General features: G+C 43.1%; 15 protein-coding genes. 9 read left to right on the top strand and 6 right to left on the bottom strand.

All coding sequences use genetic code 11. The features are described from left to right. The first annotated feature begins 83 nt into the window (after nucleotides 1-83). The 4 genes from RT064_RS01670 to rpmG all read left to right on the top strand — a co-directional run bounded on the left by RT064_RS01670 (nucleotide 84) and on the right by rpmG (nucleotide 2,146). Complete coding sequence (locus RT064_RS01670) at nucleotides 84-710, top strand: DUF2059 domain-containing protein (RefSeq protein WP_313060681.1); 627 nt, start codon at nucleotides 84-86, stop codon at nucleotides 708-710. A 6-nt stretch (nucleotides 711-716) separates the two neighbouring features. Beyond that, complete coding sequence (gene bioD, locus RT064_RS01665; RefSeq protein ID WP_313060679.1) at nucleotides 717-1,418, top strand: dethiobiotin synthase; 702 nt, start codon at nucleotides 717-719, stop codon at nucleotides 1,416-1,418. Nucleotides 1,419-1,718: 300 nt separating this feature from the next. Then, on the top strand, nucleotides 1,719-1,955 hold the full coding sequence (gene rpmB, locus RT064_RS01660) for a 50S ribosomal protein L28 (protein WP_007116088.1): 237 nt from the start codon (nucleotides 1,719-1,721) through the stop codon (nucleotides 1,953-1,955). 35 nt (nucleotides 1,956-1,990) lie between these two features. Next, a complete protein-coding gene (rpmG, locus tag RT064_RS01655) occupies nucleotides 1,991-2,146 on the top strand; it encodes a 50S ribosomal protein L33 (RefSeq protein WP_007116087.1) in 156 nt (51 codons plus the stop codon). 206 nt (nucleotides 2,147-2,352) lie between these two features. Here rpmG and RT064_RS01650 read toward each other — a convergent pair whose 3' ends face one another. Continuing rightward, nucleotides 2,353-3,810: a C13 family peptidase gene (locus RT064_RS01650; protein WP_313060676.1), complete on the bottom strand. Its 1,458-nt coding sequence runs from the start codon at nucleotides 3,808-3,810 to the stop codon at nucleotides 2,353-2,355. 346 nt (nucleotides 3,811-4,156) lie between these two features. On the opposite strand from RT064_RS01650, the gene nhaA reads away from it, so the two are divergent. Both nhaA and RT064_RS01640 read left to right on the top strand, forming a co-directional pair. Then, on the top strand, nucleotides 4,157-5,374 hold the full coding sequence (nhaA, locus tag RT064_RS01645) for a Na+/H+ antiporter NhaA (RefSeq protein ID WP_409519517.1): 1,218 nt from the start codon (nucleotides 4,157-4,159) through the stop codon (nucleotides 5,372-5,374). Nucleotides 5,375-5,487: 113 nt separating this feature from the next. Then, nucleotides 5,488-5,892, top strand: a complete 405-nt coding sequence (locus tag RT064_RS01640) for a hypothetical protein (protein WP_313060671.1) — start codon at nucleotides 5,488-5,490, stop codon at nucleotides 5,890-5,892. A 34-nt stretch (nucleotides 5,893-5,926) separates the two neighbouring features. On the opposite strand, the gene RT064_RS01635 is transcribed toward RT064_RS01640, so the two are convergent. Continuing rightward, nucleotides 5,927-6,964 (bottom strand): LysR family transcriptional regulator, encoded by a 1,038-nt coding sequence (locus tag RT064_RS01635; RefSeq protein ID WP_062333830.1) that lies wholly within the window; start codon nucleotides 6,962-6,964, stop codon nucleotides 5,927-5,929. Nucleotides 6,965-7,415: 451 nt separating this feature from the next. Here RT064_RS01635 and RT064_RS01630 point away from each other — a divergent pair, with 451 nt between their 5' ends. Beyond that, nucleotides 7,416-9,005: an isocitrate lyase gene (locus RT064_RS01630; protein ID WP_062333833.1), complete on the top strand. Its 1,590-nt coding sequence runs from the start codon at nucleotides 7,416-7,418 to the stop codon at nucleotides 9,003-9,005. A gap of 77 nt (nucleotides 9,006-9,082) precedes the next feature. On the opposite strand, the gene RT064_RS01625 is transcribed toward RT064_RS01630, so the two are convergent. From RT064_RS01625 to RT064_RS01610, 4 genes are all read right to left on the bottom strand, one after another. Beyond that, entirely contained in the window at nucleotides 9,083-10,183 is a 1,101-nt protein-coding gene (locus RT064_RS01625; protein ID WP_313060664.1) for a potassium channel family protein, read from the bottom strand. Between the two features lie 386 nt (nucleotides 10,184-10,569). Continuing rightward, nucleotides 10,570-11,103: a chalcone isomerase family protein gene (locus RT064_RS01620; RefSeq protein ID WP_313060661.1), complete on the bottom strand. Its 534-nt coding sequence runs from the start codon at nucleotides 11,101-11,103 to the stop codon at nucleotides 10,570-10,572. Between the two features lie 216 nt (nucleotides 11,104-11,319). Next, nucleotides 11,320-14,274, bottom strand: a complete 2,955-nt coding sequence (gene uvrA / locus RT064_RS01615; RefSeq protein ID WP_313060659.1) for an excinuclease ABC subunit UvrA — start codon at nucleotides 14,272-14,274, stop codon at nucleotides 11,320-11,322. Between the two features lie 114 nt (nucleotides 14,275-14,388). Then, nucleotides 14,389-14,772 (bottom strand): helix-turn-helix transcriptional regulator, encoded by a 384-nt coding sequence (locus RT064_RS01610; protein ID WP_138018807.1) that lies wholly within the window; start codon nucleotides 14,770-14,772, stop codon nucleotides 14,389-14,391. 110 nt (nucleotides 14,773-14,882) lie between these two features. On the opposite strand from RT064_RS01610, the gene RT064_RS01605 reads away from it, so the two are divergent. Continuing rightward, complete coding sequence (locus RT064_RS01605; RefSeq protein WP_159675909.1) at nucleotides 14,883-15,032, top strand: hypothetical protein; 150 nt, start codon at nucleotides 14,883-14,885, stop codon at nucleotides 15,030-15,032. Nucleotides 15,033-15,042: 10 nt separating this feature from the next. Beyond that, complete coding sequence (locus RT064_RS01600; protein ID WP_138018808.1) at nucleotides 15,043-15,333, top strand: hypothetical protein; 291 nt, start codon at nucleotides 15,043-15,045, stop codon at nucleotides 15,331-15,333. Nucleotides 15,334-15,583 lie beyond the last annotated feature (250 nt).

The following is a 15,583-nucleotide window of genomic DNA, read 5'->3' as shown; positions in this document are numbered from 1 at the left end:
TTTTTCCTGTTATTTTGCGACATTGATTAGAGTTGTGATAAAGTTTAGCAGATTTTTGCACGTATTTTAAAAGAGGAATCACAATGAAATTATTAAAAATGGCTGTGCTTATGGGTTGTTTATCTATTTTGTCCTTTTCACAAGTTACCCAAGCGAAAATTACTGTCGTTGCTGGGCCATTGGCTTATCCCGCAAATCAAATTCCTAGCGATGAATCGCTAAAAAAATTGGTACAAGTTCAGCAAATGGACAAGACGTTTAGCGAGATGATGGAGCAGACTAAGGGCGTGATGAGTCAAGCTATTGAGCAAGCGACTAAAGACAGCTTAGCTAACCAAGAACTTACCGCCACTCAGCAACAGCAAGTGCAAGATGCTATCGGTGAATTTATGCAAAAATCGATTGATATGCAAAACCAACCGCAAGTACGTGAGCAATTTATCCATGCTTTTATCGAAACGGCAAAAACCACTTATAGCCAAGCAGAAGTTAATTCAATGATTGAATTTTATGGTTCGAATATTGGGCAATCAGTCATTGCCAAACAATCGCAATTTGGTAAAGCTTATCTTGAGAAAATTATGCCGGTTGTTATGAAAAATCAGCAACAAACTTTGCAAGAGCTAATGCCAGCGTTTGAGCAAAAAATTGAAAAAATCACCCAATCATCTCAAAAAACCACCCAAACCATTAACCATAAAAGCAAGTAAGAAATAATGAATCTATCCAATGTTAACGATGCTTCATGTGCACTAAACGGCGCGTATTTTGTCACAGGTACCGATACCGAAATCGGTAAAACCACCACCACTGCGCAATTGGTCAAGAATATAGCCCAGCAAGGCAAAAGTGTATATGCCATTAAGCCAGTCACCGCAGGTCTGGAAACCGATGACAACGGGCAAACATATAGCGATGATGCAAGGCGCATCAATCAATTTGCCAATGTCAAACCACCGCTGTCTGCCATTGCGCCTATCCAGCTAGCGACACCTTGCTCACCGCATATCGCCGCCCAAATTGATGACGTCACACTCACCAACACCCAATTAGTCGATACCATCAATAACGCCATCGCAGCCTATCCTGCCGATGTGATTTTGGTTGAAGGGGCAGGCGGCTGGTTTACCCCTATTAATGAGCAAGAAACGCTTGCTGATGTGGCAGCCGCGCTCAAATACCCTGTCATCCTGGTCGTTGGTATCAAGCTTGGCAGCCTTAATCATGCCATGCTAACGCTCCAAGCAATTTGGCAAGCAGGGCTGAAAGTCGCTTTGGTTATTTTTAACCAATTACAAAGCGATACGCCTTTTGTCGATGCGCAAATTGACTGGTTAAGTCAGCAAATTTTACGCCAGTCTGCTGGGCATCAAAACCCGCCACCCTTGATGGTCAAACAAGGCGTTTTAACCCATTAAATTTTTATCCAATCACATTGCATTTTGGCATAAGTTATGGTATAAATAGCGGCTTTAAATTTACTAGCGATTTTTTGACGCTTGCTTAAAATGGTTTTGATTGACGCAAGTCAAGTGACTAGCCGTGAGTAGCTAATTTTAAGTGCGCCGCCAAAAGATTAATTATTGATTCAAACTGAGATACTCAACACTAGAATCGTTGAAACCCTAGCTTTTTTAGCTTCAATGATATGCGAGATGTGCGAGTATCAGTTGTGACAGGCATGAGCAGCCCTCATGCACACCGATTAGGAGTAAGCCATGTCTCGAGTATGCCAAGTGACTGGAAAACGCCCAGCGGTAGGTAACAATGTTTCTCACGCAAACAACAAAACCCGCCGTCGTTTTCTACCAAATCTACACACCCATCGTTTTTGGGTAGAGAGCGAAAACCGCTTTGTTAAGCTTCGCTTGACTACCAAAGGTATGCGTATCATTGATAAAGTTGGTATTGACCAAGTTTTAACTGATATGCGTGCTCGTGGCGAAAAAATCTAATTTTTGCCTTTTCATATTCTTAGGGAGCAATTGCGATGCGTGATAAAATCAAATTAGTTTCAACTGCAGGTACGGGTTATTTTTACACCACGACTAAAAACAAACGTACCATGCCAAACAAAATGGAAATCAAAAAATTTGATCCAGTGGTACGTCAACATGTTGTATTCAAAGAAGCTAAAATCAAATAATTGACTGACACAGTCTATTTGACGCGCTATTTGATAAAAAAGTGGGTAACTTAGGTTAACCCACTTTTTTTATGCACAAAAATTATAAAATCGCTAAAAAATGGCAGAAAATATCAGTTGCTCCCAATCGCTACCGTGATGGACTGTAAGATAGGTGCTAAGGCGTCTTGGCAGCTAAAACAGCCGAAACGGTCTATGTTACTTGGTTACTTGTGCAGTTGGTGGCTACTTAAGGTATGGGCACCGCTAGTAGCACTGGCGGCAGTCGATGGCGCTATCACAACCGCAGGTAAGGGTTTGAGACTGTTTTCAAATTCTGGCAATACCGCTTTAATAGCATCACCCATCACCAATTGCGGCTCAGACGGCTCAAAGCCCATCATTTTTTCCCGTTCAGCAATGCGTTTGCTGGCGGCTTCAAACGCAGGTTGAAAACGGCGAAGCTTGGGTAAGCTTTCAGCAAAAAATGCTTGTCCAAAGTAAGTATATTCGGCTTCATTAGAACAGCCAAACGATGATTTATTCGCCGCTGAGGCAGTAATGACTAGGGTGTCTGGTGATTTTAACTCATTGATAAATGAGCCAGAATAACAGGCGGATACCACAATGACGCGCCATTTAATGCCAGATTTATCCAATGATTGGCGTAGCCATTTGGCATCGACATTATCGAGCGCTAGCGGTGGGTTCGACATCTCAATCACCTTGTCACCCCCATGCGAGGTTAAGGTCAAAAATAGCACGTCTTCATTGACATCCATTTTTTTGGCGATACTCTGCAAAGCGCGCTCAATACTGGTTTTACTGGCAATCGGCAGCGCAGACAGGGTATTGGCGTTGTTAATGAGTGCCACCGAGCGTCCTGCTGTGCCAAATTGATGGTCAAAGTAATCTTTGGTCAGCTCAATTTCTGAGCGGAACACATCTTGCTCGCCATGACCTGCGACACCCATAAAGTACCAATCATGTATAGTCGGGCGTTGCGGCTGCACGTTATTTAGCATATCCGCCAGAAGCTCAGGCTGGGCATAAAATGCCGCTTCAGTGACCACGGGTGCGACGGGGTCAGATTGAAAAATCGGCTCAGATTGCACGTTTTTTTGCCACACACTGAGTACGGCAAACGCACCCAGCATAATCAGGACACGCTCAATCCATGACCAGCGTAATTGATTGCCAAAAATCCACAGCAGCGATAATGACTGCCAGACAAACGCTAATACGAACACAATACCAATCGTATCAAACGTCCATTCAGGTAGCCAGCCTAGATCTGATATAAACTGAATCAAGCTTTGCACCAGCATCATGAAAGTATCAGCACACAGCCACAAAATCGCCGGCACAAAAATCAGCATGGCATTAAAATGCCGTTTGGCAAGAATCAATCCGGCCACCAACATCACCATCGGCCACACCAAATAACTAATCAGCCCTTGTGGATTAAAATGGGTGGCATCTTCAGCAACGAGCCACGAAAACAGCAAATTACTCGCCAGTGCCGTCAATCCAAACAACAAAAACTGCCATACGGTGGGCTTGACCCAATAAAACGCGCGTTTTGAACCTATTAGCATGTGACCCGTGGCACGGATATTGGCGATGACGTTATGTGAAAAACGTTTGAGCGGGGTTAAATCAAGATCGGTAAGAGAAGTTGGCAAAATATCCACACTGTTGAAAGGCTGATTCTAAATCGGTAGGAGAGTAGCGATAAAATGATAATACAAAATAGCGATGGGGTGTTAACAACTTTATCAATCATTCGTGTTTAGAATCTTAACTATCAACGCCAGCAAAATATACGCCTAAAAAATTAATTTATCTAAAATAGTGAATAAATGAATAAAATTTTCTATTAAACTAAAATTATGAAATTATTTATCATAAAAATAGATTATATGATATAATAAAATATATGCTATGATGGTATTGTAGGCTATTTTATTTGCTTTAAGTGTTTTATATTTCATAAATAAAAATGGTATTAAAAAGAGTTTTAGACGGATGATAGTATTTAACCAATTTAAAAAATTTTTGGCACACGATATGGCGGCGGGTATCGTGTTGGCGTTTGCCGCTGTGTTGGCGATGCTGGTAGCAAACTCTCCGATGAGTGACATATACGAGCATTTTTTGCATCTGCCTATTTCGATAAAAATCGGCTCTTTTAGTATCGATCATCATTTACTACATTGGATCAACGATGGCTTGATGGTGGTGTTTTTCTTTTTAGTGGGGCTGGAGCTTAAGCGGGAAATGCTAGTGGGTGAACTATCAGACGTCAAAAAAGTCGTCTTGCCTGCGATTGCTGCAGTCGGTGGTATGATGGTACCGGCAATTTTTTATGCCGCCTTCAATTATCAGCACGCAGATTTGATGAAAGGTTGGGCGATTCCTGCCGCGACAGATATTGCGTTTGCCTTAGGTGTGCTGACTTTACTGGGCAATCGCGTGCCCGCCGCGCTCAAAGTATTTTTGGCATCGATTGCTATTTTTGATGATATTGGCGCAATTATCATTATTGCATTATTTTACTCATCGGGGCTGTCCATGGGGGCACTGGCTTGGGTTGGGGTATGTTTGGTGATATTGTGGCTCATGAATCGCTTTAACGTCACCCGCACCACCGCTTATATAATGATTGGCGTTTTGCTATGGGCGGCCATGTTAAAGTCGGGGTTACATGCGACGCTTGCCGGTGTGCTGCTTGCGCTGTTTATCCCAATGACAGACAACAAGCACCCTGAGCATTCACCCCTCGAATCGGTTGAACATGATTTGCAAGACACAGTCAGCTTTATTATTTTACCGATTTTTGCGTTTGCCAACGCGGGCATTTATCTCGGTGGTACGGGGCTGTCCTCGCTGCTTCATACGGTACCGCTCGGCATTGCCCTAGGGCTGCTGCTGGGCAAGCCGATTGGGGTGATGTTATTTAGTTGGCTTGGCGTCAAGCTTGGGTTAGCCAGCTTGCCTACCAATGTTGATTGGCGACAAGTATTTGGCGTGGCGATTTTATGTGGTATTGGCTTTACCATGAGTTTGTTTATAGGTGGGCTTGCCTTTTCGGGACTTGAGGTCAAACCGTTTGACGAACGACTCGGCATTATCTTAGGGTCGTTATTGGCAGGTATGTTGGGGTATTTTTATCTTAAGAAAGTCTTACCAACCCAAGCGCTGACACAGCAGGTGAGTAATCCTGAGGACGATACCTATATTCGCTAAACTATTTACCCAAGGGTAGTGTAACGATAAATAAAACCTACAAATGATAGCAACGAATATTGCTATCATTTTTTTATCCCAATAATTTTGTGACCAATAATAAGGAAAACAACATGCTAACTAATAAGATAAAGGGTAAAAAAGCCGCATGGTTGGGCGGGGGTGTGGCGATAATTGGTCTATTGGCAAGTTGCGCCAGCGTGGCGTACCAATCGCTGCAAAATGGTAAGTTAAACGATATCAAAGAAAGCATTGATAGTGTGCCCAAAAAAACGCTGACGCTAAAAGGCACCTTTACCCAAAGCTTAGAGCAATCTGAATTTAATGACGGTACCACCAAATACCATGTATTTGACCCAAACAATCTATTAGCCGAATATGCCAAAGCGCAAGGTCAAACGGGCGTGTCGATTAGTTTACCTGTCTGTATTGAAGGGCGGGTAACTGAAAAAGGACGTTACGGACATTTAGGAAAATATCCGTATGAGCTGTGGGTGGATAAAATTTGCCAGTCCTAGACAGTCCTAGATAAGCAGGTTGTCTGACCCTCAATCATTGACGGTCAGGATCAATTTCAACCAAATCAATGGGCTGGGTATGCAGCGAACCATCTTGAATCGCGGTTTGTAGCGGATACTTGATGCGATCTTCGGCGATGATTTGTCGCGACACATGTTGAATCAACTGACGTAACCAACGATGCGCAGGGTGATGCTGTAATAGCGGCGACCACGCCATCGTCAATTCAAACTCTGGAATAAAAAATGGCGGCTCTTTAATTACGATATCATCATTATTAGCTTGCATGCGCGCCACCCGAGTCGGCAGCGTAGCAATTAAGTCTTTATTGGCGGTGAGCATGGCAGGCATCTGATAATGACGAGTAAAGACACTGATTTGACGTTTTTGACCGAGGCGTTGTAACGCCGCATCAATCGAGCCAAGTCCACCAGATTTTTCGGGATTGACCCCAAAACCTACACCCATGCCTGTTTTAGACACCCAAACGTGCTGAGCTTTAAGATAATTTTTTAGGTTAAAGCGATTGACATATGGACTATCAGCCGACAACAAACAACTAAAAGTATCACGCCAAATCAGCACTTGGTGAAAGCTTTGTGGTACCTCGTTAAAACGATTAATCGCCAAATCAACACGCCCTTGCTCCATATCTCGATAGGAGACATCCGATGGCGTTAAGAAGTCTAAAATCACGTTTGGGGCTTCACTGCGCAGCGCTTTAACTAGCCTAGGCACCAGCGTCGCTTCGGCATAATCTGACGTCATAATCCGAAATACACGACTTGAGGTATAAGGACGAAACTCAGTACGCGGCTCTAATAGCTGGGTTAAATCCGCTAACAATTCGCGTACGCGCGGCTGTAATTCAAGCGCCCGCTCCGTCGGTGTCATGCCTTCAGATGAGCGAATCAACAACGGATCATTAAACAACTTACGCAAACGACGTAAAATATTACTCATGGCTGGTTGGGTAATGCCGAGTTGCTCAGAGGCTCTGGTGACGTTTTTTTCTCGAAGTAACACATCAAGATGCACCAAAAGGTTCAAATCCACACGTTGTAAATCCATAAATTACTGTTTGTCTAGTTAAAAGTTAAGAAAAAAAGGCTAAAACCGCTAGTTTTAACAGGATTAAAACCTAGCAATAAAACTTAAGTTATTGATTATATTATACTATATTTTAAATAAATACTAAAGATACGAATCATTAAATAGCTAAATTATGAATTAAAGGGTATAGTGCATTCATTCCATTATTTAAGCCAACTTAAAGCTTTATTAGTGCCAAAATAGAATTCTTAATTTTAACAGACTATTTAATATCACTGTAAGAAATATCACGTATTTTGTTAAAAAAATTGTTAGGCTATTTGGCTATTTCGCTTGTTTCTTAAACATTATTTCTATTTTCGGTGTTTAACGCTCACTAAATATTGGCTTATTTAAGACTTTTGCTATTATCACAACACAACAATCATCCTAAGTTTTTTTATCCCACCGTCCTCAACAGGAGACTGCTATGTCAACTTACGTTTCAGCGATTGACCATATCCGCGAACTAAAAGCCAAATATGGTAACTGGAAAAACATCAGCGAAAATGATGCTGCGCGTTTGGTTACCCAAAACCGTTTCAAAACAGGTTTAGAAATCGCTCAATACACTGCCGACATCATGCGTCGTGATATGGCAGCTTATGATGCTGACAAATCAAAATACACCCAATCTCTTGGTGCATGGCATGGCTTTATCGGTCAACAAACCATGTATGCGGTTAAAAAATACTTCGGTACTACTGAACGTAAATATATCTACCTTTCAGGTTGGATGGTTGCTGCGCTGCGCTCAGAATTTGGTCCACTACCTGACCAATCTATGCACGAAAAAACCGCTGTGCCAAAATTAATCGAAGAAATCTACACTTTCTTACGTCAAGCGGATGAAAAAGTGTTAAACGATTACTTCCGTGAATTAAAAGCGGCGCAAGAAGCAGGTCAAGACACTAAAGCCATCTTAGACAAAATCAACAATTTTGAATCACACGTCGTGCCAATCATCGCTGACATCGACGCAGGTTTTGGTAACGAAGAAGCGACTTACTTACTCACCAAAAAAATGATCCAAGCAGGTGCTTGTGCTATCCAAGTTGAAAACCAAGTATCAGATGCTAAACAATGTGGTCACCAAGATGGTAAAGTTACCGTACCACACGAAGACTTCATCTCAAAACTCAACGCGATTCGTTATGCGTTCTTAGAGCTTGGCATTGACAACGGTATCATCGTTGCCCGTACTGACTCTGAAGGTGCGTCATTAACGCAAAAACTTCCTGTGTCACGTGAGCCAGGCGACCTTGCTTCACAATATTTAGACTTTTTAGAAGTTGAAGAAGTGACTTTAGAAAATGCAAACGAGTACGATGTGCTATTAAAACGTGATGGCAAATTGGTTCGCCCAACTCGTATGCCAAACGGCTTGTACTCATTCCGCGAAGGCACCAATATCGACCGCGTGGTACTTGACTGTGTGACTGCCCTTGAAAACGGTGCCGATCTACTATGGATTGAAACACCAACGCCAGACGTCGCGCACATCAAATCAATGACTGACCGTATCACTGCGCAAGTGCCAGATGCTAAGCTTGTTTACAACAACAGCCCATCATTCAACTGGACGCTTAACTTCCGTAAACAAGTCATTGCAAAATGGGAAAAAGAAGGCAAAGACATTTCAGCTTATGACAAAGCAAACTTAATGTCTGCTGACTACGACAACACTGAGTTGAATACCGCTGCTGATGAACTAGCGCGTACCTTCCAAGCTGACGCGTCACGTGAAGCCTGTGTATTCCACCATTTGATTACCCTACCTACTTTCCACACGGCGGCATTAAGTACGCACCAGTTGGCAAAAGGTTACTTCGGTGATAAAGGTATGTTAGCTTACGTTGAAGAAGTACAACGTAAAGAAATCCGCGAAGGCATTGCTGCGGTTAAGCACCAAGCCATGGCAGGTTCTGACATTGGTGATGATCACAAAGAAATCTTCTCAGGTGAGATGGCACTTAAAGCGGGCGGCGCCAAAAACACTGCCAACCAATTTGGTCACTAATCTATCATAGATTGATTGAGTAAAAAAAACACCTCACGGCATGTGGGGTGTTTTTTTATGTTTATGAGCCGATAAAATTAAATGGTCTGCATAATTTCTTGATAGCGAAGTTGGAATTTTTTGATAAAATCAAGGGTGGTTTGAATACCCATAAACAAAATAATATACGGGTTTAAACTATTTTCGTTCGACAACTCAACCGCTTTATCACTTGGATATTCGCTGATAAGTAACATGTCTTGCTGGCGCTGGGCTTGGATATCGGCAAGCTGCTTTTCAAAATTCGGCTCTGCCAAAATATAGCTGCTAGAGTCATAGGATTTGATATCACTTAAATATTGAATACAAATCGATTCCAAATCTGCCCAGCGATAAGTTTCGGTTTCACGCACCAAATTCTCAATACTATTGACCAATTCATCCAAAGCTTGATAATAGTACCAAATCAACGGCTTGCGCGGGTCATCGGTCAAGCGCGCTGAGGCATTAAATAAATGCTGTAAATTAGTGAATGCTAACGCTTCGGGAATAGGCTCATGAATACCAATAAGCTGCTGAGGGACTTTAGCGTCAGGCGCCGCGGGCAAATCAGGTGAGCGGTTTAAATTAGCACGACCCTCACGGTCAGATTGCGCCACTGGGGTTTGCTCTGATTCTATGCCCAGTAGTTGATTAACGCGGTTTAGATAAGTATTCATGTTAAGCGTAATCAAACTATCATGACTGTGCAGGCGCGCAAAGGCATAAGAGATTTCTTTTCTTGCTTCATAGGCGTCCATCAGATTGCTCATGTTTTCTTCACGCTGATAAGTAATCGCATTTAAAAACAAACCTGCGGACACCACCCCAATGGTCGCTTCAATCATCACAAACGCCCGCGTAAAGGTATTGGTTGGGGTGATATCACCAAACCCGGTGGTAGTCACCGTGATGGTACTAAAATACATGGCTTCCAAAAATCCCACGTCTTCATGGTTAAACTGCATATTTGGCAAGGTACTATACAAAAAGCCAAATAGCGGAATCAGCATCAAATAGATAGTGCCATACACAGCAGGCGGCAACGAAAAAATATCATCGCGCACGATAGGTTTGGCAAGCTTATTGAGGGTAAAGGTTTGAGGGGTGTTACGGACTGATATGATTGGTTTAGTGGGCTTTTGCGCAAGTGGTTTCATAAGCTGCCTGATTTTTTTTGCTTTAGGCTAGCATACCCACTCAAAAAGAAACATAGTATTGTAGTAACCCCTAATGGACGACAGAATAAAAGGCTCAAACCAAAAATGCCACTATTGGCATAAAAAGTTGGGGTAAAAATGAAAAAAGCCAACTTACTTGTTATCGGATAAAAGAAAGCTAGGCAGATAAGGGATGAATGCCCATTTATGGGGTTGAATGATGCCAAACATATCAATAACGCTGCTATTCATCGTTGCAATAGTGTTGAATTAGGGTTGCAATCAATACAACCCTAGTAAACCTAGCAAAAAAGTTACTGGCACTATCAATTGGCTAGATTAACTTCCCATGCCTTATAGGAAGTGTAAAAATAAGCAGTGTAACCTTAGTGCTGACCCAGCAAATCCTTTTTCATCTCAAGTGATATAGGATTATCGCCTAGCCAAGCACGAAGAATAGCTTGGTCAAAGCCTTCTTCTTTGATATAAGGAAGATCGCCAACCTCATCATAATTTAAGCGAACGCCATGCTCTGGCGAAAATTCAATCGTAAACATTGCCCCTTCTTTGATGGTGTTGGTTTTGAACAACTCACCAAACACGTCATCAATCACTGAGGCAATTTTTTGATATTCTTCTGCGCTACTATTCGCTCTGATACCCTCTTTGAAGGCGTTTTCGAGTAATGAGCCTTTGATATTGCGGCGAGACACCATGCGCAATTGCTTGGCATAGCGTGAAGTAATGGCTGTTTCGGCATCTTCAGTCATTTCACCCAAATATAGGGCAATATCATAGATACCAATCATAAATTTACTGCGAGCGCTAATACCATTTCGCACGCAGATTTGACCATCTAGTTTTAGGGTAGGGGGAAATAGGGTCTCAAGATCGTTGGTTTTTCCTTTAAATAAAATCATCCTAGCATCCTTATCGTTCTATAACGGTTTTTTCCTTGGATAATATCGTAATATCCTTATCTGGCTTCATTGTGTGAATACTGGGGCGAAATGTAAAGTATTATCAATGAACAGCAAGTCATAGGGCGATGATTGGTTAAAAAAAGGGTTAGACAACAATGTACTAACCCTTACCGCTAAACTTACGCCTGTAACAGACTTATACTGGTAACAAACTTAGGCCTGCAACATCGGTTTTAAGAACCGCCCTGTATGCGAGCGCGCGTTTTGCGCCACGTCCTCTGGCGTGCCCTCGGCAATAATCTCACCACCACCCGAACCGCCTTCAGGACCCAAATCCACAATCCAGTCGGCTGTCTTAATCACATCGAGATTATGCTCAATCACCACCACGGTATTGCCGCGGTCGCGTAGCGTATGCAAGATGTCTAGGAGCTTGGCGATATCATGGAAATGCAAACCTGTCGTCGGCTCATCGAGCACATACAAGGTCTGACCGGTATCACGTTTGGACAGTTCTTTGGCAAGTTTCACCCGTTGCGCCTCACCGCCTGAAAGCGTAGGCGCAGACTGACCCAAGCGAATATAACCCAAGCCGACTTCTTGTAGGGCTTGCAAACGGCGGTAAATTGCCGGAATCGCCTCAAAAAATTCCGCCGCATCTTCCACCGTCATATTGAGCACGTCATTGATATTTTTGCCCTTATAGGTGATTTCAAGGGTTTCACGGTTGTAGCGTTTGCCTTGACAGGCATCGCAAGGCACATACATATCAGGCAAAAAGTGCATCTCAACCTTAATCAAGCCATCGCCTTGGCAGGTTTCACAGCGCCCGCCTTTCACGTTAAAGCTAAAGCGTCCTGCTTGATAACCACGAGCCTTGGACTCGGGCACTTGGGCGAATAGGTCACGAATCGGACTAAATACGCCTGTATAGGTCGCAGGATTGGAGCGGGGAGTACGCCCAATCGGGCTTTGGTCGATATCGACGACTTTATCTAAATGTTCTAGCCCAGTGATACTGTCAAACTCTTCGGCAACATGGGTGGTAGCGTTATTGAGCTGCGTGGTCGCTAGTGGCAATAAGGTGCGGTTGATTAAGGTCGATTTACCTGAACCCGACACGCCTGTAATAGCGGTAAACACACCAATCGGCAAGTTTAAGGTCACGTTTTTAAGGTTGTTACCTTTTGCCCCTGTCAAGGTCAGCATCAAAGGTTTGGCTTCGACTTTACCTTTTTTGGCTTTTTCTTTCTTCTCGCTTTCCGCTTTTTTCGCTTGATTTTTGGTTAAGGGAATGGCGGAGTCTTGCATTTTTTCATATTTATCGTCATTGGCGACTTTGGCTCGGTGACGCACGGTTGGCACGGCGATTTTCTTTTTGCCCGATAAATATTGCCCCGTCAATGATTCGGGATTTTTGGCAATGTCTTTTGCCGTGCCTTCTGCAATGATACTGCCACCATGTACACCAGCGCCCACGCCCACATCGATGATATGGTCGGCTAGGCGAATGGCATCTTCGTCATGCTCGACGACAATCACGGTATTTCCCAAATCTCTGAGCCGAGTCAACGTTTGCAGCAGTCGGTCATTGTCACGTTGGTGCAAGCCGATTGATGGCTCATCGAGTACATACATCACGCCCATCAAACCCGCCCCGATTTGGCTAGCAAGTCGTATCCGCTGCGCTTCACCGCCTGATAGGGTTTCGGCAGAGCGGGCAAGGGTAAGATAATCCAAGCCCACACTCACCAAAAATTCCAAGCGCTCACGGATTTCTTTGATGATTTTGGCGGCGATTTCGCCTTTTGCGCCCTCGAGTTTTAATTGCTCGTAATACGCCATCGCTTCGCCAATTGATAGCTTGACCATTTCGGCAATGGTACGGTCGCTGACTTCCACATGGCGAGCGATTTCGTTTAAGCGTGAGCCGTGACAGGCATCGCAGGTGGCATCGGCAAGGTATTTGGCAAGCTCGTCTCGCACGATGCTGCTTTGCGTGGTGCGGTAACGGCGTTCCATATACGGCAACACCCCTTCAAATGGCACGGTTTTGGTGGATTTGCGACCCCGTTCATCGACAAAGTTAAAAGTCATTTTGTCTTTACCAGAGCCATGTAAAATGACATCTTTGTGCTTTTTATCCAGTTGTTGCCAAGGCGCTTCCATATCAATACCGTAATGCTCGGCAACGGTGGTCAGCAAGCCAAAATAGTAGGCGTGGCGTTTATCCCAGCCTTGAATCGCCCCTTGGTTGAGCGATTTTTCAGGATGCCCGATGATTTTTTCGGCAGCAAAATATTGGCGTTTGCCCAAGCCATCACACACGGGGCACGCGCCATAGGGGTTGTTAAAACTAAACAATTTTGGTTCAAGCTCAGCAACCGAGCGATCGCAGACAGGGCAGCTATGTTTGGCGGACAAAATTTTATCCTCAAACTCAGCGTCCATGTCATGCAAGATAGCAATATCGCTACCGAGTCGTAATGCGGTCTCCAAGCTTTCGGCAACCCGATTACCCAAGTCATCGCGCACTTTGAAGCGGTCAACCACCACATCAATGGTGTGTTTAAAAGTTTTGGCAAGCGGTGGCACATCATCAATGTCATAAATCTCGCCATCGACCCGCAGCCGTACAAAGCCTTGCCCTTTTAGCTGTTCCATCAACTGGATATGCTCGCCTTTGCGGTCATCGACGACGCGCGCGAGAATCATCAACTTGGTGTCTTCGGGCAATGCCATGACGGTATCGACCATTTCGGTGACAGTTTGCGCGACCATCGGCAGGTGGTGTTCTGGGCACATGGGCGTACCGACACGGGCATACAGCAGACGCAAATAGTCATAAATCTCGGTAATGGTACCCACCGTGGAGCGGGGGTTATGGTTGGTGGATTTTTGCTCAATGGCGATGGCAGGTGACAGCCCTTCGATGCTATCGACTTCGGGCTTTTCCATTTGTGATAAAAACTGGCGTGCGTAAGCCGATAAGCTCTCGACGTAGCGGCGTTGTCCTTCGGCGTATAGGGTGTCAAAGGCTAGGCTGGACTTGCCCGAGCCTGATAAACCTGTGATGACGACGAGTTTGTCTCGTGGGATGTCGATGTCGATGTTTTTGAGGTTGTGGGTGCGTGCGCCACGAATTTTGATTGCGTCGTGCTGTGCCATATTGAGCTTCTTATTGTGTGTTTTTGAGTGGGAAATTTGGGTAAAAAGATGGGGTTTTTTATGGGGTAGAAATGGGGTGGTTTCAAGATTGATTAGATTAAAATCTCAATTGGTTTAATAGGTTTCAACTAGCGAATTAACCAAATCTAGCACAATTTTTTGATGAATAGGTGAGAGTAACGCAAAGTTTTTAACTAAATTTTGTTGTTCTGTGGAAAGTGGTGGAATGTGATTAACTGGCACATCATTGCCAAATCTAAGCCAATGAATATCAACGCTTAGCCAATTTGCCAAAGTTTGCAATTTATCTTGATTAGGAACTGAAACGCCTGATAACCAATTACTAGCTGTTTGAATAGAAATATTATCACCATGATGATGTTGATTAAAATTTTTGCATAAAATGGTTGGGCTAATTGGAATGGAATGTTTAGTTATCGATTGTCTTAGACGCTCGCTAAACTCAAATTTATTGTCGTGTTTGTTATATTTTTTCATAAAGAAAAACTAGCAGAAAATAATTCAAATATTTATTGAAAATATTTTCAAATTTAATTATGATTAAATGGCAGTGAAACGTTTTTTTAGTGGAAGAAAATGGAGTTTTTATGAATAGTTATGCAATTAAGTACCAACGTCCTAATTCAAATTCAGTTATTAGCACAGTAGTAAAAGCAAGCAGTGCTAGCCAAGCAAAAGAGCAAATAAAGTCAAGATTTAATGGCGATGTAAAAATCATTTCTTGCGTGGAAAGATAAGGATTCCAAAATGTCTAATGATGATGAAAGAATAGAATTTAAAGATTTGTCTGATAGCGAGAAAGCACAACGGATGAGAGAAAGTGCTAGTTCAATGAAAGATTTTGGTAGTAAAAAAGATTACTATTCCCCTAAAGAAGCTATTGATGATTTAAGATATGCAGATGGAGCAGGAGAAAAAGCTGTTGCTGGTGTGAAACTGATTGGAAAATCATTATTTAATATTGGTAAGTTTGGTGTTAAAGAGCTACTACCTGGAATTTTGGAGCAAGGTGCTAGAAATTTAGAAAAAAGAAAGTAATTGCAAAAATCCTTAAAAAATCGCTCAAACTGAGCGATTTTTTCTTTTTTATAAAACCCTTAAACCTTGCTATACTTTATTGAATCAAGGAACTAGAAAATTTGTGACTACAAAATTTGAGACAATAACATGGCAACGTTAACCCAAGAACAAACCGACTTCCTAAAAAGCCACCATATTCCAATGGACAAAACCTTTGACGCCAGCGGACTATCGAGCAAAGAATACAAAGCCAAAATGAAAGAAAACG

The sequence above is a fragment of the Moraxella sp. CTOTU49097 genome (assembly GCF_032064105.1).
GTDB lineage: Bacteria > Pseudomonadota > Gammaproteobacteria > Pseudomonadales > Moraxellaceae > Faucicola > Faucicola osloensis_B.
Note: the sequence above shows the minus strand (reverse complement) of the source record. Positions and strands in the feature narration are given on the sequence as shown.

Bases quoted from the DNA above. Each gene is read 5' to 3' on its own strand.
- rpmB (WP_007116088.1), top strand. From the start codon at position 1,719: ATGTCTCGAGTATGCCAAGTGACTGGAAAACGCCCAGCGGTAGGTAAC.
- uvrA (WP_313060659.1), bottom strand. From the start codon at position 14,274: ATGGCACAGCACGACGCAATCAAAATTCGTGGCGCACGCACCCACAAC.
- RT064_RS01625 (WP_313060664.1), bottom strand. From the start codon at position 10,183: ATGAAACCACTTGCGCAAAAGCCCACTAAACCAATCATATCAGTCCGT.
- RT064_RS01610 (WP_138018807.1), bottom strand. From the start codon at position 14,772: ATGAAAAAATATAACAAACACGACAATAAATTTGAGTTTAGCGAGCGT.
- RT064_RS01605 (WP_159675909.1), top strand. From the start codon at position 14,883: ATGAATAGTTATGCAATTAAGTACCAACGTCCTAATTCAAATTCAGTT.
- bioD (WP_313060679.1), top strand. From the start codon at position 717: ATGAATCTATCCAATGTTAACGATGCTTCATGTGCACTAAACGGCGCG.
- RT064_RS01640 (WP_313060671.1), top strand. From the start codon at position 5,488: ATGCTAACTAATAAGATAAAGGGTAAAAAAGCCGCATGGTTGGGCGGG.
- RT064_RS01635 (WP_062333830.1), bottom strand. From the start codon at position 6,964: ATGGATTTACAACGTGTGGATTTGAACCTTTTGGTGCATCTTGATGTG.
- RT064_RS01620 (WP_313060661.1), bottom strand. From the start codon at position 11,103: ATGATTTTATTTAAAGGAAAAACCAACGATCTTGAGACCCTATTTCCC.
- RT064_RS01670 (WP_313060681.1), top strand. From the start codon at position 84: ATGAAATTATTAAAAATGGCTGTGCTTATGGGTTGTTTATCTATTTTG.
- rpmG (WP_007116087.1), top strand. From the start codon at position 1,991: ATGCGTGATAAAATCAAATTAGTTTCAACTGCAGGTACGGGTTATTTT.
- RT064_RS01600 (WP_138018808.1), top strand. From the start codon at position 15,043: ATGTCTAATGATGATGAAAGAATAGAATTTAAAGATTTGTCTGATAGC.
- RT064_RS01630 (WP_062333833.1), top strand. From the start codon at position 7,416: ATGTCAACTTACGTTTCAGCGATTGACCATATCCGCGAACTAAAAGCC.